Source organism: Photobacterium nomapromontoriensis, from assembly GCF_050336815.1.
Taxonomy (GTDB): domain Bacteria; phylum Pseudomonadota; class Gammaproteobacteria; order Enterobacterales; family Vibrionaceae; genus Photobacterium; species Photobacterium nomapromontoriensis.
In genome coordinates this window covers 1-22,867 of sequence record NZ_JAKJSL010000019.1, presented here as the reverse complement: position 1 = coordinate 22,867, position 22,867 = coordinate 1, and the positions used below count along the sequence as shown (strand labels likewise).

Below are 22,867 nucleotides of genomic sequence, written 5' to 3'. Positions count from 1 at the left end.
GTGTTAAAAGGCATCATTGAATATGCCATATAATGCGCACTCGATCAAAAAAGCAGCCTCGCGCTGCTTTTTTGTTTTGTGATTGTATGTTTTTCAGGCATATACTGCGCGCAGGTCATATGATGATAAAGGAATATAATGAATGAGTCCGGTCGCCCTTTGGCGGGCATTCTGTCTGCCAGCTGCGTTTTCCGTTCAGGGAGAGCGAGCACGTTATGTTGATACATTACTCTTTTTTACCTTTCTCGCCCTGTTGGTCGGCCTCTACAGCTTGCTGAAGTGGAGCCGTTATGATCACGCTGATTTGATTTTGACATCATGTGTTTTGGTTGGCTGTCAGTTGTTCGCGGGATTGGTACTGAGGGTAAGCCGTTACCCTGAATTAGCCTTAAACATTGGCTTAATGGGGATGGTTATACATGCCTTGAATCTTGTTTATCAGAGCGGCGGGGTTATTGATTCAACCCAAGTGTTTTGGATGCCGCTAATGGTTGTCGCATTTTTTCTGACAGCCCGATTAATGATGGCATCGCTGTGGAGCTTGGTGATTGTTATCGCCTGTGTCTGGATGATTAGTCAACATTTCGCGGGGGGACACTTTCCCCAGTTAGCACTTAGCACCTCAGCCGAACGTAGTGAGATTTGGTCCGGTATTATGTTACCGCTGGTGATGATTTGTGTGGCGCAGGCCTTTACGGTTAAGCAGCGTCAGCAAGCGATTGATGCCGCAGAACAGGCTCGTGAAATTAGCCAAAATATTGCCCAGCAAGCAAAAGACGGTGAGCAACAATTAAGCCAAATGTTGACACTGGCCAGTGATAATGCCAGTCAACTTGCAGAGGTAGCAACAGGGCTTGAACGGCAATCTACTAGTCTGCATCAGCAGGTGAGCCATCTTAACCTTAATTGTGACTCTCAAGCCAGTGCTGCAGAGCAGATGAGCCAACAGGTCACGCAATTAACAATTGGAATTGATGAATCAGACCGTTTTGTCTCGGAATTGAAAGGGCGTAGTGACACAATCCAGCGTCAGGCTGAAAAAAGCTCTGAATCATTACGCGCTTCCACTGACGCGATAGAGCAGATCCTTAGTAGTAATGCGAAAATCATGTCGGTTGCAGATGTGATCACGTCTGTTGCAGAACAAACTAACTTGTTAGCGTTGAATGCTGCCATTGAAGCCGCCCGGGCTGGAGTGCATGGACGGGGATTTGCGGTCGTGGCCGATCAAGTCAGGGAATTATCTGCAAAAAGTAACAGTTCGGCCGTTGATATTCGCGCACTGCTGGATAGCAGTCACCGTGAAGTTGAGCATGGTCAGCAGGTTATTGAATCGAGTACGTCAGAACTGACAGGGATCATTGAGCAGGTAAGCCGTATTTCAAGCGATGTTACCCAACTTGCCGATACCATTAACCATCAAGTTGAAGCACTTCGTGAGCTCAATACTGCCAGTGCTGCGGTGGCAAGCAGTGTGGTTGAAACCAATCAAGTCTCAGATAGCGTTGCTTCTCAGGGCAAGCTGCTGGCTGAGCAGGTCGAACGTCTAAAAGGGTTGGCGGGAAGTTTGAATGAGGTTGTCCGTCAGCGACAGGATTAGGTGAAACTTCGATGTACCAATAAAAAGAGCTGGATATACATCCAGCTCTTTACTATTCTAGAGCCAATTTTGTAAATCAATAAAGAGATGTTGCTGTGATAGGCCGACTACGTGGAACGATTATCGAGAAACAACCGCCAGAAGTCTTAATAGAGGTCGGTGGAATTGGCTATGAAGTCCAGATGCCAATGAGTTGTTTCTATGAACTACCGGACGTTGGTCAGGAGGCCGTGATCTCAACCCATTTTGTAGTTCGGGAAGATGCACAACTGCTTTATGGATTTAACAAGAAAAGTGAACGCGAGCTGTTCCGCGAAGTTATTAAAGCCAATGGTGTCGGACCAAAGCTGGGTTTGGCTATTTTGTCTGCGATGACCGCCAGTCAGTTTGTATTAAGTGTAGAAAACGGTGATATTACCACCTTGGTCAAGATCCCTGGGGTGGGTAAGAAAACCGCAGAGCGACTCGTGGTTGAAATGAAAGATCGTCTGAAAGGCTGGGGTGAAGGAGATCTATTCACGCCAGCACTGGATACTGCAGCCTCCAATGCGCCTATCCAAGATACCGCAGCTGCTGCTCGAGCAGAAGATGAAGCCGTAAGTGCATTGATATCGCTGGGCTATAAGCCGCTGCAAGCGACTAAACTGGTGTCTCAGGTTGCCAAACCAGAGATGACCAGCGAAGCGATCATCCGTGACGCATTGCGTTCAATGGCATAGGTAAACACAGATGATTGAAGCTGACCGCTTGGTAGCGAACGATTTTCCAACCAGCCGAGAAGAAGACATTATTGATCGCGCGATCCGTCCCAAGATGCTTGAAGATTACAAAGGGCAGGATCATGTGCGTAGTCAGATGGAGATTTTCATCAAGGCCGCCAAGTTACGTGATGAAGCCTTGGATCACCTGCTGATTTTTGGTCCTCCCGGGCTGGGTAAAACCACGTTGGCGAATATCGTCGCCAATGAAATGGGAGTGAGCATTCGCACCACTTCAGGTCCAGTGTTAGAAAAAGCCGGCGATCTGGCCGCCTTACTGACCAATCTTGAAGAAAACGATGTGCTGTTCATTGACGAGATCCACCGCTTAAGCCCACAGGTCGAAGAGGTGCTGTATCCGGCGATGGAAGATTACCAGCTCGATATCATGATCGGTGAAGGTCCAGCTGCCCGTTCGATCAAGATCGATCTGCCACCGTTTACCCTGATCGGTGCAACGACCCGCGCAGGATCGCTGACGTCACCTTTACGTGATCGTTTTGGTATTACTCAGCGTCTTGAGTATTACAAAGTTGAAGACTTACGCGGCATTGTCCAGCGCAGTGCCGGTTGTTTAGGGTTGTCGATGGACGAAGCCGGTGCCATGGAAATGGCCATGCGCGCACGAGGTACGCCGCGTATCGCTAACCGCTTGTTACGACGTGTACGTGATTATGCTGAGGTTGTCGGTAATGGTCATATTTGCCCTGAAACCGCAGCGAAGGCACTCGATATGCTAGACGTGGATAGTAGCGGTTTTGATTACATGGACCGTAAATTACTGATGGCCATTATCGAAAAATTCATGGGTGGTCCAGTCGGACTCGATAACTTAGCCGCAGCCATTGGTGAAGAGAAAGACACCATTGAAGATGTGCTTGAGCCGTACCTGATCCAACAAGGTTACTTGCAGCGCACCCCTCGCGGACGAATTGCTACTCATCGAGCTTATCTGCACTTTGGACTGGACGTGCCAGAGTTAAAATAGCGATGGATGATAACTGTAAATAAAAAACGAGGCAGAAATGCCTCGTTTTTTGTATGTTGTGTTTTTACTTCATTATTTTATTAAACGTATTCAATTATGTGCCATTCATTATTTTTATTAACGGATAGTATAAATAATCGGAGATTAAAGTAACTTCCATCATTTAAACTATCACGAACTATGATGATAAGATCTTCAATATTATCATGATTGATATCACCTCGACCGACTATTTCGACTTCTTGATAGCCATTGTCGAAATGGTAAATCGCTTTACTATCAGAGATATATTCGAAATTAATAATGGGGAGAATATCTTGCCAAAACGTCAAATTTATATTTTCTATTGTTCTTTTATGTGCATTTGTTGATGTTTGAAGCGCTAATTCTTTTGGTAAGTAGAGAGGTAAATATTTATCTAAGATGGATATAGGTAAATAGCTTTGCTGAGAGGGTTTAGCATCAAGCAGATATTTTGCTGCCTCACACATCATTATAATATTAAGAAAAGGATTGATATCAAAGGCATTTACTGGGGTGATGTTTTTATGACTAAAATAATCTTGACATGAGTAGATGTCAAATTTTTCATTATTTCTGTTTTTAACAGAAAAGTAGTCATACCAGTTCGCAGTTATAAGATTTGGAATATCATTAATGCTATGTAAAGAAACTGGAGATATTAATAGCTTTGGAAGAGTAAAGCCGGTACTCCATGTGACAGGTATTTTACTTATATCATCATTAGTTGGGGTAAAAGTACAACCTTGTAAGGTTAAGAGTAAAGAGAAAGCAAAGAAGTATTTTTTTTTAATGTTCATGATAGGGTGCCTTTATTTTTTATTTGCGTTACTTTCAGCTTTGTTTAGTAGATCTTTAACATATTTGTTTCTTTCTGCTTGTATTGGTGATTTTCTATTTGATTCTTTTGCTGCGGTAGCCCAGTCATTATCCTTTATTGCTTTTTTAAATTTTGGCCATTTAGTATTAAGATCCGTCATACCAACATTAAAAATTATATCAAATAATGCAAGCCTAACTTCTGTTGGGTATATTTTGAACTCTGGGAATAATCTTTTTAATTCGCCTTCAAAAGTGATAATATGTTTATTGGTAAGAAAATCAATATCTGCTTCAGATAATGTTAGTTTAACAAATCTTTTATAATAACTAGCTTTGTAGCCTTTACTTTGTTTTTTTAAAGTGTCGAAGTCAGATTTTATTTCATCTCTCTTTGCATGCTCATTACTTATTCTTTTAAAATTTAGGTTTATAGCACTTTCTATATTTTTTATTAGATGGCCTACACCAATTGTCACATATCCATTTGAATCAAGATACATATGGTTGTATCGACCTTCGTATTCTTCTAGCTTTTTGATTAATTTCGACTTCTCAGATGCTGTGATCATATTTATAAATCCATTTATAAAATCCCGCTTCATCGCTGAAGCATATATCCTATTATTGAAGGTTTTTAATCAGCCTATTGCAACTTAAAATATACTTATATTTTTAATTTTGGATTTGATGTTGATTTTTCTGCAATCGATAATGGATTGATACACAATCTTAGGTGCGACATATGTATCTCTTTGTGCACATTGAATGTAATCAAGAGACTCAGGCTTTTGTACTTGATTACCCTGTATTCTAGGCTCGATTGTATCTAGGATGCATAAAAAGTTGTAACTTATACTAGGGCAAGGAAAACACCAGTTAGCTTAACCGTTACGTCGTATTAGCATTGTGTATTACGCTGTGTGAGATAGAAGTAATTTGGTGGGAAAGTCCGCGAAGTGGCAAATGTTATGAGCAACGCTGTGGATGATTTGAACTGCGGCTGCGTTGGTTGTGCTGTTGAATGTTGCGTAGAGGCAAATGACGCTGTTCAAAATGCATGTATATAGATGATGGGTGATGAACAATAATAAAAAACGAGGCAGAAATGCCTCGTTTTTTGTGCTTGTCGAGCAGGGAGAACCGCTATTAGTGTTACCGTTATTGTGTTTTATTTACAACATGATAACAATTGGTGAGCTCAACATGCCAGAAGGCAATGATTGAGAGGGCAAAATTTAGTCATATGACAATTTTGCCTGCATTTTTTAGCAGTTGCTTTTGAACATTTCTGCAAAGCTAGGTTGATAAAGTGCAATAATCTTTTCAAAAATACGAGTCATAACTACTTCCTTACTGATCCAAATCTATGCTTGAGAAACAGTATATAACCCGCGAAAAGACGTTGTTTCTTGTCTGAAGGATCACTCTGTTTCTGGTGGGGATTATAGGAAATTATCAGGTGATAAAAAGCGATTTAAACTCACAATAAGAATTAGAAAAACTAATGCATAATTATTGAATGTTTTTCAAATATACACGGTGTTTAGTGAGGTTATCGTTCATCAACGGGAGTGAAATGTCATTGTCAAAGAAATAAGGACTCTTTTTTCTAAGCGTAAAACGTCATAAATATGGCGTTTTAAAAAAGATTATTAAGATGCTTGAATAAAGCAATTCAGAATGTAACAGAGATGCCATTATTCCAGAGATCTACAGAGTATGATGGGGCATAGATTTGCTGATCTAAATCAAAAAAAGTGTGACAGGTTAAAAAATGAGCAATGTTTTTTGATATTTATCAAAGCAAATTGTGAGATAAATCCATTGAGCCAAGTGGCGAATGTCAGTAATATTAGCAATGACTTTATTAGCTGTAGCTTAACAATAAATTAACTAATTTAAAACATCGCCGCAACACACAAGGGCGCCATAGGGGAATATTCTAATGGTAACCCGGACGGTGGTAACACCGCGGTTATGTTTGGCTACTCGTCGCTAAACCTAACTATAAGTACACCTTGTTGTACTGTCGTCAGTCAGCCTGGCGAAAAAAGGAGTTCTCAATGTTTACTGATATCGTCGAACTATCGAGGTTACAGTTCGCATTAACTGCGATGTATCACTTTTTGTTCGTCCCACTTACTCTGGGTATGGCATTCTTGCTTGCCATCATGGAGTCGGTCTATGTAATGACCGGAAAGCAAATCTACAAGGACATGACCAAGTTCTGGGGTAAGCTTTTTGCCATTAACTTCGCCCTAGGTGTCTCTACGGGCCTTACCATGGAGTTCCAGTTCGGCACTAACTGGGCATATTACTCTCATTATGTAGGTGATATTTTTGGTGCACCACTGGCTATCGAAGCATTGATGGCTTTCTTCCTTGAATCTACCCTTGTCGGCATGTTCTTTTTTGGCTGGGATCGCCTGTCTAAGCGTCAGCACTTGACGGTGACTTGGCTGGTGGCTCTTGGTTCCAATTTTTCGGCGTTGTGGATCTTGGTAGCAAATGGTTGGATGCAAAACCCAGTGGGTGCCGCGTTTAACTTTGAAACCATGCGTATGGAAATGGTGAGCTTTGCGGATGTGGTACTTAACCCTGTTGCGCAGGTGAAATTTGTTCACACTGTAGCGTCTGGTTATGTTGCTGGCGCAATGTTTGTACTGGGTATTAGCTCATACTACCTATTGAAAGGCCGTGATATTCCATTTGCTCGTCGTTCATTTGCGATTGCAGCAGCGTTCGGTATGGCTTCAATTGTCTCTGTTATCATTCTTGGTGATGAATCTGGTTACGAGCTAGGTGATGTTCAGAAGACTAAACTCGCGGCGATTGAAGCTGAATGGCATACAGAAGAAGCTCCAGCTGCGTTTACGCTGTTTGGTATACCAAATCAGGAAACGATGGAAACGGATTACGCGATTAAGATCCCTTATGTTATGGGTATTATCGCGACACGTTCGCTTGATACCGAAGTAACTGGTTTGCGTGATCTAAAAGCGGAACACACCGTACGTATTCGTAATGGTATGATCGCCTATGGTTTGCTTGAAAAGCTACGTGCGGGCGATAAAACTCCTGAAAATATTGCGGCGTTCGATGCGGTTAAGCACGATCTTGGTTATGGTTTCTTGGTTAAACCGTATGCTAACAACGTTGTTGATGCAACCGAAGCTGATATTGCAAAAGCGGCAGATGACTCGATTCCAACAGTATGGCCGTTATTCTGGAGCTTCCGCATTATGGTCGGCTGTGGCTTCCTGATGATGGCAGTGATTGGTGCGGCATTCATTCAGTCTTGTCGTCATAAGATCACGGCGAAACCGTGGATCTTGAAAGCGGCACTATACAGCATGCCATTACCGTGGATTGCCATTGAAGCGGGTTGGTTTGTTGCTGAATACGGTCGTCAGCCATGGGCTGTCGGTGAGGTGTTACCGGTTTCTATGGCGGTATCGAGTCTCACACCATCAGATGTCATTGCATCACTGCTGGCTATCATCGCACTGTACACCGTGTTCCTGATTGCTGAAATGTACCTGATGATCAAGTTTGCTCGTTTAGGTCCAAGCAGCCTGAAAACAGGCCGCTACCACTTTGAAACGAATGATGCACCACAGAACGTGGTATCGCGTCAGGTTGAAGTTTAATCAGGGAGAACTGAGCAATGTTTGAATATGAAGTATTGCGTTTTATCTGGTGGGTGTTAATCGGTGTGCTTTGCATCGGTTTTGCCATCACAGATGGTTTTGATATGGGCGTTGGTGTTCTATCAAAAATCATTGGTAAGACGGACAACGAACGTCGCGTTATGATCAACTCTATCGCCCCCCATTGGGATGGTAACCAAGTATGGTTGATCACCGCAGGTGGTGCACTGTTTGCGGCATGGCCGTTGGTGTACGCCACTGCGTTCTCTGGTTTCTATTTCGCGATGATCATTACCTTAGCCGCGCTATGGTTACGTCCAATCGGTTTTGATTACCGTTCGAAAATTGCTAATCCACAATGGCGTGAAATGTGGGACAGAGCGATTTTTGTCGGTAGTTTTGTACCGCCAGTGATTTTTGGTGTCGCGTTCGGTAACTTGCTACAAGGCGTACCGTTTGAATTGAATGAGTTCTTGATCCCTACCTATAAGGGCTCATTCATCGGCTTGCTTAATCCGTTTGCATTACTGTGTGGTATCGTCAGTATTCTGATGATCACAACACAAGGTGCTGCGTACCTGCAGATGAAAACAACAGATGTGATCCGCGAACGTGCTCGTAACGTGGCGATGATGACCTCTATTGCTACGGCAGTCTGCTTTGTGATTGCGGGTGTTTGGGCTCATGGCCTTCAAGGTTATGTGATCACTTCTGAGATCATAACCAACGCACCGTCAAATCCATTGACGAAAGAAGTGATTCGCCAGTCAGGTGCTTTGTTTACTAACTTTGAAACTCATCCACTGATGTGGATTGCACCAGCACTTGCTGTCGTTATGCCACTACTTACTCTTTTGGCATCACGAGCGAACCGTGCAGCAACTGCGTTTATTACCTCAAGCCTGACTATGGCCGGTATTATTCTGACATTCGGTTTTTCATTGTTCCCATTCATCATGCCATCAAGCTTGGTGCCAAACCACAGCTTGACCATGTGGGATGCGACATCCTCTGAACTAACCATGCAGATCATGACAGGGGTAGCAGCAGTGATGGTGCCAATTATTCTGGCGTACACCTCATGGTGTTATTACAAGATGTTTGGCCGTCTTGATACTAACTATATCGAAGACAATAAGAACTCACTGTACTAAGGAGACAGACTATGTGGTATTTCGCTTGGATTCTGGGTGTGCTACTTGCTTGCTCATTCGGTATTATTAATGCGCTGTGGCTAGAAGCGACAGAAGATATGGATAAAGAGAGCGGTGAATAATCTGGATCGCTGGGTAAAGCGTGTTCACCTGTGGCTAGATCATAGCTTGCTTCGTATTATTGCCATCGTACTCTCGATGGTGACTGCGGGACTGGTGATGTGGGATCCAACACACTTTGCTCTGGCGATTGGCGGATTTGGACCTGTTGTCTCGCCAGTTTTGATATGGGCAACATGTGCGACAATGGTGTACGGTGTCGGTTTTGTACCGCAGCGTTGGTATTGGCAAGTACTTTTCACGCCTTACCTATCATTGCTCGTGTTGCTAAATGTCTTAAGCTTGCGTCTGCTGTGATAATGCGACATTGTTATTAGAGACAGATTGAAAAATGGAACAGCTCATAGCGATTGCGCTATGAGCTGTTTTTTTATGTGATTAAATGTGATGAGAGTCACCCGCAGTGACAAACTCGTCAAAAAAACACAAGTCTGGACGGTGGAAGTGATTGTATGATTCCATTCTGGTGGTCAAGTTAGGTATAGTAAGCCCTTCAGAATATGGTGGTATTTTGCTATCACCGTTGATTATATAGCTTGGGTATACCATGACTGAAGAAAATGCCTTTGAGTGGCCTATCACCATTTACTATGAAGATACTGATGTCGGCGGTGTGGTTTATCATGCTAATTACATGAAGTTTTTCGAGCGAGCGAGAACGGAACTCTTTCGTAGCGTTGGGGTCAGTCTTAACGAGATGATGACACAAAAAGTGAGTTTTGTCGTGCGCCATATGGATGTGGATTTCCTTAAAGGTGCCCGATTAGATGATCAATTAATTGTGAAAACCTGGCCAGAGGCCTTGCGCCGGGCTTCCATCGATTTTTGTCAGGTTTTAGTAAACAGTCAGGGGCAAACCTTGTGTAAGGCTCTGATTAAGGTAGCCTGTGTTCACCCTGATACAATGAAACCCATTAAGATCCCAGAAAATATTATGTCGGAGATAAATTAAGTGACTGCTGAACTGTCGATTTTAGATCTATTCCTACAGGCAAGCCTGCTGGTGAAGATCGTTATGTTGATTTTGCTGGGAATGTCGGTTGCATCGTGGACGATGATCATCAAACGTTCGCAAGTATTGTCTCAGGCGAAGGCCAAGGCAACCCGTTTTGAAGACCGTTTCTGGTCTGGTATCGATTTGTCACAGCTTTTCCAAGAGGTACAAGCGCGTAAAGACAACCTGACCGGTACTGAACAAATTTTTTATGCCGGCTTTAAAGAGTTTGCTCGTTTGCATCGTAACAATGGTAAAGCGCCAGAGGCGGTGATGGAAGGTTCGGGTAGAGCCATGCGCGTCGCGCTATCGCGTGAAGTGGAAGAGCTTGAAACCAACCTGCCATTTTTGGCAACGGTGGGTTCCATTACGCCTTATATTGGCCTGTTTGGTACCGTGTGGGGCATTATGCACGCCTTTATTGCTCTGGGTGCGGTAAAGCAAGCGACATTAGCCATGGTGGCGCCGGGTATTGCAGAGGCTTTGGTGGCAACTGCCATGGGTCTGTTTGCGGCTATCCCTGCGGTAATGTTCTATAACAAGCTTACTAATCAAGTGGCTAAGCTAGAGCATAATTACGCGACATTCATGGAAGAGTTTTCAAGCATTCTGCACCGTCAGGCATTTGCTTCTAATCAGGAGTAGAACTGATGGCGTACCAACCAAAGAAACGTAAATTAACCGCTGAAATTAATGTCGTGCCGTACATTGATGTGATGCTGGTGTTATTGATCATCTTCATGGTCACAGCCCCGTTCGTCACTCAAGGGGTCGATGTTGATTTACCGTCAACCGTGAGTGCAAAAACGGCAGCAGAGATGAATGGTGAGAGTGATCGTGCGCCCATCATTGTTGAAGTCAACCAAGATGGTCAGCTTGGCTTAAGCGTTGATAATCAAGATATGATGCGAGGGTTAGTGCTCAATGATTTGCTGACGCGTGTGCGGGCAGAGTTGCAGCTTAATCCTGATTCCGCGGTATTAGTCGGTGGAGACGGTCGGGCACCGTATTCCTATATCATTGAGACGCTGGATGCTTTGAATCAGGCTGGTGTTAGCTCTGTCGGCTTGATGACAGAGCCTCTAGAGCAGTAGGCGGACCAGCTGGATGAACAACAAAAATTACAGCGTAGCCGTTCTTATTTCAATCTTGCTTCATAGTTTGTTGGTGGCCGCCCTGTTATGGGGGACGGATTTTTCCATGGATAAGCCCAAGCCCGCAGGTAGTACGATCAAAGCGGTGGTGGTTGATCCGGCTTTGGTTCATCAACAGGCACAACGAATTCGTCAGCAACGTGAAGCGGCCAAAACCGCAGAGCAAGATCGCCTGCGTCGACTCGAGCAGCAATCAGAAGCGCTGGAAAAGCAGCGCCAGGAAGAAGAGCGTCGTCTGCGACAGCTAAAAGCGGATAAGCTCAAAGCTGAAAAAGCGGCCCGTCAAGCTGAGCAAGAGCGTAAGCAGGCTGCGGTAGCGCGCGCTAAAGCAGCAGAAGAAAAGCGCCAAGCGGATAAAGCGGCAAAGATTGCCCGTGAGCAGGCAGCAAAAGCTGAGGTTGAGCGCAAAGCCAAGCAAGAAGCAGCCCGTCAAGCAGAAGCTGAGCGTCAAAAGCAGGTTGCACAGCAGCGTAAAGCGGAAGAGGCCAAGCGTCAGGCAGAGCAAGCCCAGCGCAAGGCTGAGGCGGAAGCGAAGAGAGCAGAAGAAGAACGTTTAGCAAAAGTCGCAGCAAAGAAAAAAGCGGAAGCTGCGCGTAAAGAAGCGGAACGTAAAGCCGCAGAAGCTCGAGAGTTACAGCGTCAGCAAGAAGCGGCATTGAATGATATGTTTGCCGGGCTGGAGGCTGAAACTGTGCAACGAGATGATTCAAAAGGTCAATTTGTAGCCGATGAAACTGCACGTTATGGTGCGATTTTCAAAGGTATGATTGAACAGAACTTACTTGTTGAACAAAGCTTTATTGGAAAACAATGTCAGATCCGTATGCGCTTGTCGAGCAATGGCTTAGTGCTTGATGCTTTTGAGGACGGGGGAGACCCGAATCTCTGTCGCGCCGCGAAATCGGCAGTGGTAAAGGTCAGCCAGTTCCCGATGCCGGAAGATCCGGCAGTGGTTGAGAAACTACGTGATATTCGACTGATCGTAAACCCGCAATAAATAAGGAGTGATAATGAAACGTTGGTTAATGGGTTTGTGTATTGCTCTGTTGAGTTTTAGTCAGCTAGTACAAGCAGAGCTGGAGCTGGTGATCACTGAAGGGGTCAATTCAGCCCGTCCAATTGGCGTGGTGCCGTTTAAGTGGGAAGGGGAGGGCAAAATGCCGACCGATATTGCAGCGGTGATCGCCTCAGATCTCCGTCGCAGCGGTAAATTCTCCCCCGTTCCTGCGAGCAAGATGCCACAGACGCCGTTTAGTGAAGAAGAGGTGGATTACAACGCCTGGACCTCATTGGGAGTGGACGCCTTGGTGACCGGCAGTGTGGCCAAAAATGCCGATGGCAATTATGTGATCCACTACCAGTTAGTGGATGTGGTTCGTGGTCAGCTTACTAGCGGTCAAAGCCGCGGGCTTGAGAATGGTGAGTTAGTTCTCACACAAGATCACCTGCTAATCAATAACCGAGCCACGGTTAAAGAATCACGCTTACGTCAGTATGCGCACCGTATTTCTGATGTGGTGTATGAGAAGCTGACCGGTGAAAAAGGCGCATTTCTGACCCGGATTGCTTATGTCGTTATTGATGATAAAGGTAAATATCCCTATCAGCTGCGTGTCGCAGATTACGATGGTTACAACGAGCGTTTAGTGTTGAAGTCACAGCAGCCTCTGATGTCACCGTCTTGGTCACCAGATGGCAGCAAACTGGCTTATGTTAGTTTTGAAAATCGGCAAGCGCAGATCTTTATCATGGATATTTATAACGGTACCCGTGAGATGGTATCGTCATTTCCACGCCATAACGGCAGCCCACGATTCTCGCCAGATGGAAAGAAACTGGCGATGGTACTGTCGAAAACAGGCAGCCTGCAAATTTACATAAAAGACTTAGAAACGAAGAAACTGACCCAAATTACGCGTGGACGTTCAAATAATACAGAAGCGTTTTGGGATCCTAACGGTGACTCTTTGATCTTTACCTCAGACAGAGGTGGTAAACCACAGATATATCGAGTAAATTTAGCTGACGGTTCAACGAGTCGCCTGACATGGCAGGGAAGTCAGAACCTCGGTGGTCAATTAACACCAGATGGACGTTTTCTGGTGATGGTTAATAAATCCGAGTCTGGTTATAACATTGCCAAGCAGGATCTAAAAACCGGCGCAGTACAGATTTTGACGAAGACATTTCTGGATGAATCGCCAAGTATCGCACCCAACGGTAGCATGGTGATTTACAGCTCAGTAAATAATACAGAAAATGAGTTGTCGTTAGTGTCGATTGATGGGCGCTTTAAAGCACGATTACCTGCAACTAACGGGCGGGTTAGAGCTCCTTCTTGGGGTCCTTTCCTATAACGTAACTGCAATTAGCGATAATAAAGGAAAAAATAATGCAACTTAACAAAATTTTAAAGGGGCTGGCAATTGCGCTGCCAATGTTTACTCTTGCGGCATGTAGTTCAAGCGACAGCACAGACAGCTCTGCTGCGTCTCAAACTAACACCGGTTCAACAACTGAGCAAACAACAGTTGTAACACCTGTTGAGCCATCAGCACCAGCACTGACAGAGCAGGAACTGCGTAACCAGCAGCTTCGTCAAGAGCAAACCGTTTACTTCCAGTTTGACAACGCTGAAATTCAACCTGATTACCAAGACATGCTAGCAGCACACGCTGAATACCTACGTGATAACGCCAATGTTGACGTAGTTGTTGAAGGCCATGCTGATGAGCGCGGTACGCCAGAGTACAACATTGCACTGGGCGAGCGTCGTGCTAATGCCGTTGCTAAGTACCTTCAGGCACTGGGTGTTTCTGCAAGCCAAATTTCCATTGTTAGCTACGGTGAAGAGAAGCCTCTAGTGCTTGGTCACTCCGCCGCTGACTATGCTAAGAACCGTCGTTCGGTTCTTGTTTACTAAGTAAATAGGTAAACATTATGAGCAGTAACACAATGCGCAAGCTCGCATTAACGTTGCTGGTTGGTGCGGCGACCCAAGTGGTCGCCGCACCTGCTCCTGTTACTGACTTAAATAGTAGCAGCGCGCAGGGCGATAGCCTCAATCGTCTGGAAAGAATGATCGAGGCTCGCAACCAGGTGCAGCTGGATATGCAGCAACAACTGGATCAGCTGGCAACCGAAATGGATGAGCTACGTGGAATTGTTGAGCGTAATAGCTACGATCTCCGCCAAATGCTGGAGCGCCAGCGTGAGCTATACCGTGAAGTTGATGCTTTGAGCCGCCAGCCACAAGCGACACCGAAAGCGGCTACCGAATCGGCAGGATCAACACCGACCGAAACGTACACCAGCAATGTGGGTGAAAACGAGGCCTATGAGTCAGCCGTGAACCTGATCTTAAAGGATAAGGATTATGCGGGGGCGATCACTGCCTTTAAAGGTTTCTTAACGACCTATCCACAGTCAGCCTATAATTCCAATGCGCATTATTGGCTGGGGCAGTTGTATTTCACTCAGAATCAACTTGCAGATGCTGCCGAGCATTTCAAGGCGGTGGCGAGCGTTAAAGACTCCAATAAGCGGGCAGATGCCTTGTTGAAATTGGGGATCATTGCAGAGCGCAGTAAAAATGTCGCAGAGGCGAAGCAATATTACCAAGAGGTGATTGCCGGTTACCCTGATTCGACCAGTGCGATACAGGCTCAGAAAAATCTGAAGCAACTGTAAGCTACCCCTATAATAAAAATGCCGCTTCTCTTCGTCGAGATGCGGCATTTTTATTTGTGTCATGGCAATGGTTGGGTTTGGCTATATCTTCTTTCTTCCAGCTCACGTGTATCTTGCTGTTTAGCAAAATTAGCCAGAAGTTGGAAATACTCGACCGTCCATATCTTTTGCGTTTTGATTCCGTTCGGCAGTTGATCAAAAGCGTTATCTTTCCCCGCCGAATGCAGTTCGAGTTGTACCCACTGCGCTATAGGCTGATCATTGACTGATCGCTCGGAGAGGGATAACGGGTGATCCGCACCGGGGTAATTGGGGGATAATTGTAAACCGAAACGATAATCCCGAAAAATCACGACCCATTTGTCGGGTAAGCGTTGTGAACTGTCCCACCACACACCATCAAGTTGTTCCATTTTCTCATTGGTTATGGCTACAGGTTGTACACCTAATGCTTTCATCTGTTTAGCAAAAATGACATCCATTTCGCGATTAAAATCACTGATCTGAATATCGGGATGAGCTAATAAAATTGTTTTAGCCAGATTAGCGCCAAGCATGTTGGAATAGAGATCTTCGGCGGAAAAGGCTGATGCGTATTCTTTAAATCCTCTGACCGATACCATCCCAAACCATTGCGCAATTTCATGCCACTGGGCCAGCCGAAAAGCTAATAGCGCGGCAGCATCAGCGCTGAGCTGGTTTTTCTCTGCAGCCGATAGCGGTGTCTTATTGTCGACCCATTGAATACGGCGGACTTTTAATTCAGCGGGTAAATTGAGGGCATGGGATGTCCCTAATGATCCCTGCATATTCTGGAACAAATAATAGGTGTAGTCAGCGGTGTCGCGCACATGAGCCGTATCAATGAACCCACCTTGGGTACTAAAAAGCAGGCCATTTTTTTCCTTGCTTAACCCCAATAAGTTAACGGCAACAGAGCTGGAACCATCGTTATAGCGATGGCTGCCGATGTCATTGATACCAAGTACATTATTGAGAGAGAGAAATGGTACTGGTACCGCCCCGACCTTGGCTTTTAGATCTTTACCGAAGGCACAACAGGGGCGTACGCCCAGCGGCGCTTTCACTGTGCTGGCGTGGGCGGAAAGTGTAGAGATAACACTGAGAGAGAGTACAAATATCAATGAGCGAGTGTGAATCTTCATGTGCGTAATTAAAATGCTTCATTTACGTGGAAATAGAAACCGGTGCTATCTTTGCCTACGCCTAAATCCACACGAACGTTGATCCGGGCTTTAAATGCAAAGCGATAGCCAATACCCACAGTGGGTAACCAGTTCTCGTCGAAAAGTGCATCCACTGCTGGGGCTAAATTACCCGCTCCGATCCATGTCACCATACCATGACGGTGGTTAAAGCTATGTCTGACTTCAAGTTGAGTGGAGAGTTGCGCTCTGTCACGGTATTGGCCTTCATAATAACCTCGCATACGTTGCGCACTGCCCATTTCTGAATACCCGTACCATGGAATATCGCCGTCTACCGCTTGACCGTAGCCTTCAACCGCGATGATGGTGTGAGTACTGATCTGCCAGTAGTGACGGGCATTAATGGTCCAGCGGTTGAAATCAAAATCGCTGCCAAAGTGAGGTCGATAGGTCGTCCACTCCACACTGAGCAGGTTGCCTGACCGAGGGTTGGGCTCAAAATCACGACTGTCATATTCCAACGCGGTGACAATCCCACTCAATTGACTATCTTTAAGATCATGATTGGTAAATACACCGAGATCCGGATCTAAACGAGTTACAGACTGATAACTCCAGCCTGAAGTTAAATAGGTATTGTCGATAATCTGTAACGCAATCTTCGGTTCAAGTCGGATGATCTGTGCATCATACTGGGTCTTGTTTTGATCCGTTTCAGCCGCTTCTTTCCCAACCCCCCAATAATAACCTGGCGAGTGACTGAACCACGCATCGGCTAGTAGCCGTAATCTATCTTGTGCAAGATAGGTTCGATTCTCGATGCCTACGCCAAATGAACCCGATGTTGATGCATAGGACGTCAGGGTTACAGTGGAATAATGATCGCCAGCTGCCCAATCATACGGGGTATATAAACCCACGGCGGCGATGCCGATTCCCAACCCTTGCTCGGGGTTCACAAAAGGACCCGGTAGTACGCCCCAGTCGATCAGCTTGCTGTTATCAACCGTATCACTTGAGCCCAATTGTTTAAGCAGATGATCAACCCAGCTAGCTTTGCTGACTTCTGCGATCTCTTCTGCAAAGGCATAAGGCACAACCAGCGAGCTGCATATCAACGTGAGTATGACAGTATGAATGTGTAGCATTATCTCACCTTAAAAACGGCGTTCTAATGAGATAAACAGGCTCTGGCGATCACCAAATCCGGCCTCACCAAGAACGTTCCAGTCTTTGTTCACCTGATATTGCACCCCAAGTAACGGATTCCACGGTGTGGTGAGGTGCTGCTCGACATGAAAGCCGGCATCTTTAGGTGCAATGTTGCCCAATTTACCGGGTAGCCCTAAATCAGACAGTTTGCCCGACAAGGATTGTTCAACTTCCTGATACATTGCCCCAACCCAGACTCGAGCTGGAACGCCATGGGGGGTGAAGTCATACCCGACCCGAGGCGATATAACAAGGGCATCAATTTCACCATCAATCACGGTTAAGGTACTCTGGGAAAAACTGGCATCAACCAGACCGAACCAGTTGCCATGGCCGCCCGCTAATACAATCCCCACACCTTTGGTGTAACCATCGAGATCTAACGTGAAATCTTTAATGGTTGCCTTATAGGTTTTATCAATCGAAGGCAGAGGCTTTGGTAACGGAATATGAATAGATAAAGACGCATCCACATCGGTTTTTGAGTATCCCTCAAGCATACCAAACATGGCATATACATTGAGGAACGGCAGTAGCCATACATCAGTGCGGAATGACAGCACATCGGTTTTTTGCGTGCCGGCATTGGCTTCCAGGTTCAAGCCTGGGATATTTAGACCTTGTAGCTTAATTGAATCCACATTGATCCCTTGCTCCATGCTCAAATAGCTGATGCTAAAACCGATAGGCTTGGGGAGGGTGTAGCCAAGCGCTTCGGCTTTTTCTTTCCAGATCGGTAATGAGAATGAGCTGGCATTGGCGGCAGAAGAAAATAATAGTGCTGGTAAGAGATAATGTTTCATTAAGCTGTATGAGGCCGAAAAATTGGAGAAAATAAGGGAGTTGGCGCCATCATACACGGGCTTTTAAAAAAGTAAACTTACGAGTGTACTTGTGCTTGTAGTTGCGGTGGTGAGTTTCTTGGCATCTAGAGGTCGCTTGGGTATATACCCAAGCAGCCTCTAGATACAGGATTCAGAGTGCGCCAGTGCGCTCAATTCAAGAAAAATAAACGCAGTAATGGTATTCCCTTACAAGTTTTTTTGACATAGAAGTGAGTGTGCTGGCTCACTCCCGAAGGGCGAGTTTTATCGCCATCTACTCTACGTTGCTGATTATTAACGTAGAATAACTATGTCCGTAAATCAGCGCCTTGATTAGAGGGCAATAAATTCTCGCTGAAACGCGCATCTAGAGGTCGCTTGGGTATATAATGCGCAATATTACAAGGACAGCAATAGAGCAATCGAGATGAGTCTAACATTTGACCCTTCAGAGATGGTGTACCCATTTCCACCTAAGCCGACCCCATTAACTGTCGAGCAACAACTCGCTTATAAAGCCAAGATCAAGGTACTGCTAAAGGAAAAAAATGCAGTGCTGGTGGCTCATTATTATACCGATCCGGAAATTCAGGCTTTAGCCGAAGAAACGGGCGGTTTCATCGGTGACTCGTTGGAAATGGCCAAGTTTGGTAATCAGCATTCAGCGCAAACCTTGGTGATTTGCGGTGTGCGCTTCATGGGGGAGTCAGCGAAGATCCTGACCCCAGAAAAGCGCGTGTTGATGCCAACACTTGAGGCAGAATGTTCGCTTGATCTGGGTTGTCCTGCCGATAAATTTACCGAATTTTGCGATGCCCACCCTGATCACACTGTGGTGGTGTATGCGAACACGTCTGTAGCGGTAAAAGCCCGTGCAGATTGGGTGGTCACATCCAGCATTGCATTGGAAATTGTTGAGCACCTTGATAGTGACGGTAAAAAAATCATCTGGGGACCGGATCGTCATCTAGGTGGCTATATTCAGAAGCAAACGGGGGCAGAGATGCTCTTGTGGCAGGGCGAGTGCATTGTTCACGATGAGTTTTCAGCTCAAGCCTTACGCCAGATGAAACACCTGCATCCTGATGCGGCCATTTTAGTTCATCCGGAATCACCTGCCAGTGTGGTGGCTCTCGCCGATGCCGTAGGTTCAACCAGCCAGTTGATCAAGGCCGCGAAAACATTGCCGCAGCAAACCCTGATCGTCGCGACCGATAAAGGCATTTTCTTCAAAATGCAGCAAATGGTGCCGGATAAAACGCTCATTGAAGCGCCTACTGCGGGGGCGGGGGCGACATGCCGCAGCTGTGCCCATTGCCCGTGGATGGCAATGAACGGCTTGAAAGCGATTGAAGCGGCATTATCTGAAGGTGGTGAAAACCACGACATTTTTGTTGATGATGAACTGCGAAAAAAATCACTGATCCCACTCAATCGGATGTTGGATTTTGCGGCAGCGTTACAGTTGTCTGTCAAAGGTAACGCGTAAGATAACTGGGCGGTGATGCTCGATATCATTGCCTTAATACCTGAATAAAAGTTAGAAAGGCGGCCTGAGCGTCGCTTTTTTTATGCCAAAATGAAAGGAGTTATGATGGGTCAGACCATGTTGACGGTTGCTCTCCCTGTTGCTTTAGCCTGGATGATGTTTACGGTGGGATTAACCCTAAAAGTGGCTGATTTTTCGCGTGTTGGCCGTTATCCGGTGCAAGTTATTGCGGGGTTGGCTGCACAGCTGATTGGTTTACCGTTGCTGGCCTATGGCTTGGTGCATGCGTTTAATCTACCGGACGTGGTCGCTATTGGGTTGTGGATCTTAGCACTGTCGCCCGGCGGTGCATCGTCTAATGCGATCACCCACCTATGTGGCGGCAATACCGCATTGTCCGTTACCATGACTGCGATTAGTAGCGTCATTGTCCCGTTTAGTTTGCCACTGCTATTGCCATTGGTCTTTCCTTCGGCACAGTTAGTTTTGCCATTGAAAACGGCTATTTTACAACTGGTCGCCGTCACTATTTTCCCTATCGGAATCGGGATGCTGGTTCGCCATTATGGTTCAGGCCTGCGTTTTCAGCGGTTTTCTCAGTGGGCGGGGCGCTCATCGTTATGGGCATTGTTTTTTACCGTGGCTGTAACGTTAGCTGCGAACACCAATGTATTTAATCAGCTATTTTCGGTAGCGTCGTTGGTCGCCATTGTTTTATGTCTCGGTGGTATGGGGCTTGGGGCCGCAGTTGCGCGTGGTGTGTTGTGCAGTCGAGGTGATAACCGTGATGGGCAGCGCTTGACCCGGACATTAGCGATAGAGGTTGGGGTGCAAAATGCGGGCACGGCTATTTTTGTTGCTGTGGTGCAACTGCAACAGCCTGAGTTGGCGCTGACACCCTTGCTTTACGGGGTATTGATGAATATCCCGGTGCTGCTGATGATTTATTGGCATCAACGCGATACGAAGGCATGCCCAGTGCGCTAATCAATAGTACGATGTGGCGAGATAGTCGTATAAAGAAAGGGTGACCATGAATGTATGGTCACCCTTATTGATCATGCACAATGTAAACGCGTGATAATTATTCTGCATCCGCCAATTCATGGGCACGCATTGTCAGGCCACATAGCATCATTGGTACAGAGGCAAAGATCTCTTCAAATTGCGCCAGCCCATTTGCCCCTTCCTGAGTCAGAGTTTCAATTGCACTTTCCGGATCGAAAAGCAGGCTGAAACACAGTAATACGCCGCCAAGCAGGGCGTTGTTCTCGCTCTCTTCCGGCATGATGGTTTCCCAGTCATCACGAGCCAGCTGCCAGCCTTGCAGTAGCCCTTCCGCAAACTCACGGGTAGCGGTAGTCACTAACTCTTTATCATCCAAAGCACACTCTTCTGGCCACTGCCACGTGCCAGCAAGAAGCTGCTCTCGGCTTTCATTCCACAGGTTGACGATCTCATTGGCATAGGCTTCCAGCTCTTCTTGGCTGGCAAACGGTGAGGTTTCTTCGCCACCCCAAAGGAAAGCCAACCATTCAATCGGGTCAATCAGGTAAGGTGCAGCCGCCATCGCGGTGACAAAACCACGGGTTTGTGCTTCTGATAGTAGCTGTTCAGCCAGTTGTGGGTTAGACAGCAGCGTACGTAAAGATGAAGACATAGAACTCTCACTAAAAAATAGGGGGCTCATGCTAGCTGGTCCCGCCAAATAATAAATGGGTATGTACCCTATATGGGCAATATTGTAACAGGGTCAGGCGGGTAGTGTTAGTGACAGACAGCGGATTGAGCAGGATGGGTGACGTTTAGGCATTCCATTCGGATCATGTTGTTTTGTATTGACCTTGGCTGGAACACCCACTATAGTAGCGACCCTGTTACGGCGACAAGCCGAACAGACAAAATTAGGTGAGTTGTCCGAGTGGCTGAAGGAGCACGCCTGGAAAGTGTGTATACGGCAACGTATCGAGAGTTCGAATCTCTCACTCACCGCCACATTCTAAAGCCCGCTTTTATAGCGGGCTTTTTCATATCTGACATACTTCAAAATCAATAAGCAACAGTTAACGATCCTCCCGAAGCATCGATTAGAACCCATAGCTTTAAGTCATACCACGAACTAGCTGCTTTTGCTGGTGGAATACCATCGTTGTAACAATGTGGCTATTTTCCATTCTATTTTCACACTGCAGATTTAGTGGATATGACAAAACGGTCGCCGAAGTAACCTTTGGGTTTTGTTTTTTAGTGAAATATATTACTGATCTTATGTTGAATATAAGTGTCAGCGATACATTAGAACAGAATCAAAACGTCATGTGCGTTAATTAAAGTGAAAGGCAGGTTTCTTTAGTAACAATATCTGTAACGAATCAGCCACTTCCTGTATACCAATAACGAACACCAAGTCCATTATTTATTTCATAACCTAGTTGATCACAAATATATGGGAAATTGTATTTTTCAGCATCAGTTTTATATATAGACCAACGCCACCTGGTACTTTGAAGTTGATAGATAATTGTTAAAAGAGATTTTGAACGGTCAAACTGTAAGTAGGATATAGCCCCTCTCATAGGAGTTATAGGCATATTTTCAAATGTCTCTGAAAGATCCACCTTTAAATTTTCTGGTAGACTCCCTCTCCATCGTCAAAACTACCAAAGAGTAAATAGTAATTCATTTTGTCTCCAATGTGGCGGCGACAGTGCCGGAATAAGCTATGCGTGTAGGTTGATCTGCTTGTGTGGTTTTAAAATCATGATGTTGGCTACTGTCTGATTTTGCTTATTCAAAGTGTCTTTGAGTCAAAATTATTGATTAGTTTAAGAGTGCGCTTACTTAATTTTTTCATTTCCTTACATATCTGCTCTGCCGCCAGATGATCTTGTTTGTCACAGAATTCAGCGGCAGTTCATAAAAACACGCCAGTTCCGATATGGTTGGCAGCACCACAATTTTCTTCTAATGCAACCGAATATTGGCCTTGCTCATTTTTCCCGACATAACAAACAGGATACGAATATCATTAGCATGAACGCACGTACCGTTGGGTAAATGGTATAAAACATCCGGCATCGGCGAGATACCGGATGGCCGCGGGCTTACATCAAACTATGCGAATGTTCGATGATGCTTGGGGATTGGGTCGCAAGCGCTTCAATCAACTCTGGTTCGAAATGAAGCGTATTTTCCGAGTATGCTAACCCTGTGCCTTGATAG

General features: G+C 45.6%; 22 protein-coding genes and 1 tRNA gene. 17 read left to right on the top strand and 6 right to left on the bottom strand.

The window, feature by feature from the left end:
* Positions 1–142: 142 nt before the first annotated feature.
* From L4D12_RS05255 to ruvB, 3 genes are all read left to right on the top strand, one after another.
* Positions 143–1,600, top strand: coding sequence for a methyl-accepting chemotaxis protein (locus L4D12_RS05255; protein WP_428446774.1), 1,458 nt, complete (start codon positions 143–145; stop codon positions 1,598–1,600).
* 95 nt (positions 1,601–1,695) lie between these two features.
* The gene (ruvA, locus tag L4D12_RS05250) at positions 1,696–2,319 is read left to right on the top strand and encodes a Holliday junction branch migration protein RuvA (RefSeq protein WP_428446773.1); all 624 of its coding nucleotides are present in this window, start codon (positions 1,696–1,698) and stop codon (positions 2,317–2,319) included.
* 10 nt (positions 2,320–2,329) lie between these two features.
* A complete protein-coding gene (gene ruvB, locus L4D12_RS05245) occupies positions 2,330–3,346 on the top strand; it encodes a Holliday junction branch migration DNA helicase RuvB (protein WP_428446772.1) in 1,017 nt (338 codons plus the stop codon).
* A gap of 80 nt (positions 3,347–3,426) precedes the next feature.
* Here the strand turns inward: ruvB and L4D12_RS05240 are convergent, their stop codons facing one another.
* Together L4D12_RS05240 and L4D12_RS05235 are read right to left on the bottom strand one after the other, a co-directional pair.
* The gene (locus L4D12_RS05240) at positions 3,427–4,167 is read right to left on the bottom strand and encodes a hypothetical protein (RefSeq protein WP_428446771.1); all 741 of its coding nucleotides are present in this window, start codon (positions 4,165–4,167) and stop codon (positions 3,427–3,429) included.
* Between the two features lie 12 nt (positions 4,168–4,179).
* A complete protein-coding gene (locus tag L4D12_RS05235; protein ID WP_428446770.1) occupies positions 4,180–4,758 on the bottom strand; it encodes a glycoside hydrolase family protein in 579 nt (192 codons plus the stop codon).
* Between the two features lie 1,494 nt (positions 4,759–6,252).
* Between L4D12_RS05235 and cydA the strand changes: the two genes are divergently transcribed.
* The 11 genes from cydA to ybgF all read left to right on the top strand — a co-directional run bounded on the left by cydA (position 6,253) and on the right by ybgF (position 14,951).
* A complete protein-coding gene (gene cydA, locus L4D12_RS05230; RefSeq protein ID WP_428446769.1) occupies positions 6,253–7,839 on the top strand; it encodes a cytochrome ubiquinol oxidase subunit I in 1,587 nt (528 codons plus the stop codon).
* Positions 7,840–7,856: 17 nt separating this feature from the next.
* On the top strand, positions 7,857–8,993 hold the full coding sequence (cydB, locus tag L4D12_RS05225; protein ID WP_428446768.1) for a cytochrome d ubiquinol oxidase subunit II: 1,137 nt from the start codon (positions 7,857–7,859) through the stop codon (positions 8,991–8,993).
* Positions 8,994–9,004: 11 nt separating this feature from the next.
* Complete coding sequence (gene cydX, locus L4D12_RS05220; RefSeq protein ID WP_428446767.1) at positions 9,005–9,115, top strand: cytochrome bd-I oxidase subunit CydX; 111 nt, start codon at positions 9,005–9,007, stop codon at positions 9,113–9,115.
* The gene (gene ybgE / locus L4D12_RS05215; protein WP_428446766.1) at positions 9,108–9,410 is read left to right on the top strand and encodes a cyd operon protein YbgE; all 303 of its coding nucleotides are present in this window, start codon (positions 9,108–9,110) and stop codon (positions 9,408–9,410) included. The genes cydX and ybgE overlap by 8 nt, the downstream gene beginning before the upstream one ends.
* 250 nt (positions 9,411–9,660) lie before the next feature.
* A complete protein-coding gene (gene ybgC / locus L4D12_RS05210) occupies positions 9,661–10,065 on the top strand; it encodes a tol-pal system-associated acyl-CoA thioesterase (protein ID WP_428446765.1) in 405 nt (134 codons plus the stop codon).
* Positions 10,066–10,752, top strand: a complete 687-nt coding sequence (tolQ, locus tag L4D12_RS05205; RefSeq protein ID WP_428446764.1) for a protein TolQ — start codon at positions 10,066–10,068, stop codon at positions 10,750–10,752.
* A 5-nt stretch (positions 10,753–10,757) separates the two neighbouring features.
* A complete protein-coding gene (gene tolR, locus L4D12_RS05200) occupies positions 10,758–11,201 on the top strand; it encodes a protein TolR (RefSeq protein WP_428446763.1) in 444 nt (147 codons plus the stop codon).
* 13 nt (positions 11,202–11,214) lie between these two features.
* Positions 11,215–12,258, top strand: a complete 1,044-nt coding sequence (gene tolA / locus L4D12_RS05195; protein ID WP_428446762.1) for a cell envelope integrity protein TolA — start codon at positions 11,215–11,217, stop codon at positions 12,256–12,258.
* A gap of 10 nt (positions 12,259–12,268) precedes the next feature.
* Positions 12,269–13,618, top strand: a complete 1,350-nt coding sequence (gene tolB, locus L4D12_RS05190; protein ID WP_428446933.1) for a Tol-Pal system beta propeller repeat protein TolB — start codon at positions 12,269–12,271, stop codon at positions 13,616–13,618.
* A gap of 35 nt (positions 13,619–13,653) precedes the next feature.
* Positions 13,654–14,184, top strand: coding sequence for a peptidoglycan-associated lipoprotein Pal (gene pal, locus L4D12_RS05185; protein ID WP_428446761.1), 531 nt, complete (start codon positions 13,654–13,656; stop codon positions 14,182–14,184).
* 17 nt (positions 14,185–14,201) lie between these two features.
* Entirely contained in the window at positions 14,202–14,951 is a 750-nt protein-coding gene (gene ybgF, locus L4D12_RS05180) for a tol-pal system protein YbgF (protein ID WP_428446760.1), read from the top strand.
* A gap of 59 nt (positions 14,952–15,010) precedes the next feature.
* On the opposite strand, the gene L4D12_RS05175 is transcribed toward ybgF, so the two are convergent.
* The 3 genes from L4D12_RS05175 to L4D12_RS05165 are packed head-to-tail and all read right to left on the bottom strand — an operon-like array spanning position 15,011 to position 18,135.
* Positions 15,011–16,117 carry a DUF4056 domain-containing protein gene (locus L4D12_RS05175; protein WP_428446759.1) on the bottom strand — a complete coding sequence of 369 codons (1,107 nt, stop codon included), beginning with the start codon at positions 16,115–16,117 and terminating at the stop codon, positions 15,011–15,013.
* 8 nt (positions 16,118–16,125) lie between these two features.
* Positions 16,126–17,268 carry a BamA/TamA family outer membrane protein gene (locus L4D12_RS05170; RefSeq protein WP_428446758.1) on the bottom strand — a complete coding sequence of 381 codons (1,143 nt, stop codon included), beginning with the start codon at positions 17,266–17,268 and terminating at the stop codon, positions 16,126–16,128.
* A gap of 9 nt (positions 17,269–17,277) precedes the next feature.
* A complete protein-coding gene (locus L4D12_RS05165; RefSeq protein ID WP_428446757.1) occupies positions 17,278–18,135 on the bottom strand; it encodes a TonB-dependent receptor in 858 nt (285 codons plus the stop codon).
* A 448-nt stretch (positions 18,136–18,583) separates the two neighbouring features.
* Between L4D12_RS05165 and nadA the strand changes: the two genes are divergently transcribed.
* Both nadA and L4D12_RS05155 read left to right on the top strand, forming a co-directional pair.
* The gene (gene nadA / locus L4D12_RS05160) at positions 18,584–19,645 is read left to right on the top strand and encodes a quinolinate synthase NadA (protein WP_428446756.1); all 1,062 of its coding nucleotides are present in this window, start codon (positions 18,584–18,586) and stop codon (positions 19,643–19,645) included.
* A 105-nt stretch (positions 19,646–19,750) separates the two neighbouring features.
* Positions 19,751–20,632 (top strand): bile acid:sodium symporter family protein, encoded by an 882-nt coding sequence (locus L4D12_RS05155; protein WP_428446932.1) that lies wholly within the window; start codon positions 19,751–19,753, stop codon positions 20,630–20,632.
* Between the two features lie 97 nt (positions 20,633–20,729).
* Here L4D12_RS05155 and L4D12_RS05150 read toward each other — a convergent pair whose 3' ends face one another.
* A complete protein-coding gene (locus L4D12_RS05150; RefSeq protein ID WP_428446755.1) occupies positions 20,730–21,305 on the bottom strand; it encodes a UPF0149 family protein in 576 nt (191 codons plus the stop codon).
* A 247-nt stretch (positions 21,306–21,552) separates the two neighbouring features.
* Between L4D12_RS05150 and L4D12_RS05145 the strand changes: the two genes are divergently transcribed.
* A tRNA-Ser gene (locus tag L4D12_RS05145) sits at positions 21,553–21,640 on the top strand.
* The last annotated feature ends 1,227 nt before the right edge of the window (positions 21,641–22,867 follow it).

Excerpts from the sequence above, each read along its gene's own strand:
- L4D12_RS05255 (WP_428446774.1), top strand. The coding sequence starts at position 143 with ATGAGTCCGGTCGCCCTTTGGCGGGCATTCTGTCTGCCAGCTGCGTTT.
- ruvB (WP_428446772.1), top strand. The coding sequence starts at position 2,330 with ATGATTGAAGCTGACCGCTTGGTAGCGAACGATTTTCCAACCAGCCGA.
- L4D12_RS05240 (WP_428446771.1), bottom strand. The coding sequence starts at position 4,167 with ATGAACATTAAAAAAAAATACTTCTTTGCTTTCTCTTTACTCTTAACC.
- L4D12_RS05235 (WP_428446770.1), bottom strand. The coding sequence starts at position 4,758 with ATGATCACAGCATCTGAGAAGTCGAAATTAATCAAAAAGCTAGAAGAA.
- cydA (WP_428446769.1), top strand. The coding sequence starts at position 6,253 with ATGTTTACTGATATCGTCGAACTATCGAGGTTACAGTTCGCATTAACT.
- cydB (WP_428446768.1), top strand. The coding sequence starts at position 7,857 with ATGTTTGAATATGAAGTATTGCGTTTTATCTGGTGGGTGTTAATCGGT.
- cydX (WP_428446767.1), top strand. The coding sequence starts at position 9,005 with ATGTGGTATTTCGCTTGGATTCTGGGTGTGCTACTTGCTTGCTCATTC.
- ybgC (WP_428446765.1), top strand. The coding sequence starts at position 9,661 with ATGACTGAAGAAAATGCCTTTGAGTGGCCTATCACCATTTACTATGAA.
- tolR (WP_428446763.1), top strand. The coding sequence starts at position 10,758 with ATGGCGTACCAACCAAAGAAACGTAAATTAACCGCTGAAATTAATGTC.
- tolA (WP_428446762.1), top strand. The coding sequence starts at position 11,215 with ATGAACAACAAAAATTACAGCGTAGCCGTTCTTATTTCAATCTTGCTT.
- pal (WP_428446761.1), top strand. The coding sequence starts at position 13,654 with ATGCAACTTAACAAAATTTTAAAGGGGCTGGCAATTGCGCTGCCAATG.
- ybgF (WP_428446760.1), top strand. The coding sequence starts at position 14,202 with ATGAGCAGTAACACAATGCGCAAGCTCGCATTAACGTTGCTGGTTGGT.
- L4D12_RS05175 (WP_428446759.1), bottom strand. The coding sequence starts at position 16,117 with ATGAAGATTCACACTCGCTCATTGATATTTGTACTCTCTCTCAGTGTT.
- L4D12_RS05170 (WP_428446758.1), bottom strand. The coding sequence starts at position 17,268 with ATGCTACACATTCATACTGTCATACTCACGTTGATATGCAGCTCGCTG.
- L4D12_RS05165 (WP_428446757.1), bottom strand. The coding sequence starts at position 18,135 with ATGAAACATTATCTCTTACCAGCACTATTATTTTCTTCTGCCGCCAAT.
- nadA (WP_428446756.1), top strand. The coding sequence starts at position 18,584 with ATGAGTCTAACATTTGACCCTTCAGAGATGGTGTACCCATTTCCACCT.
- L4D12_RS05155 (WP_428446932.1), top strand. The coding sequence starts at position 19,751 with ATGGGTCAGACCATGTTGACGGTTGCTCTCCCTGTTGCTTTAGCCTGG.
- L4D12_RS05150 (WP_428446755.1), bottom strand. The coding sequence starts at position 21,305 with ATGTCTTCATCTTTACGTACGCTGCTGTCTAACCCACAACTGGCTGAA.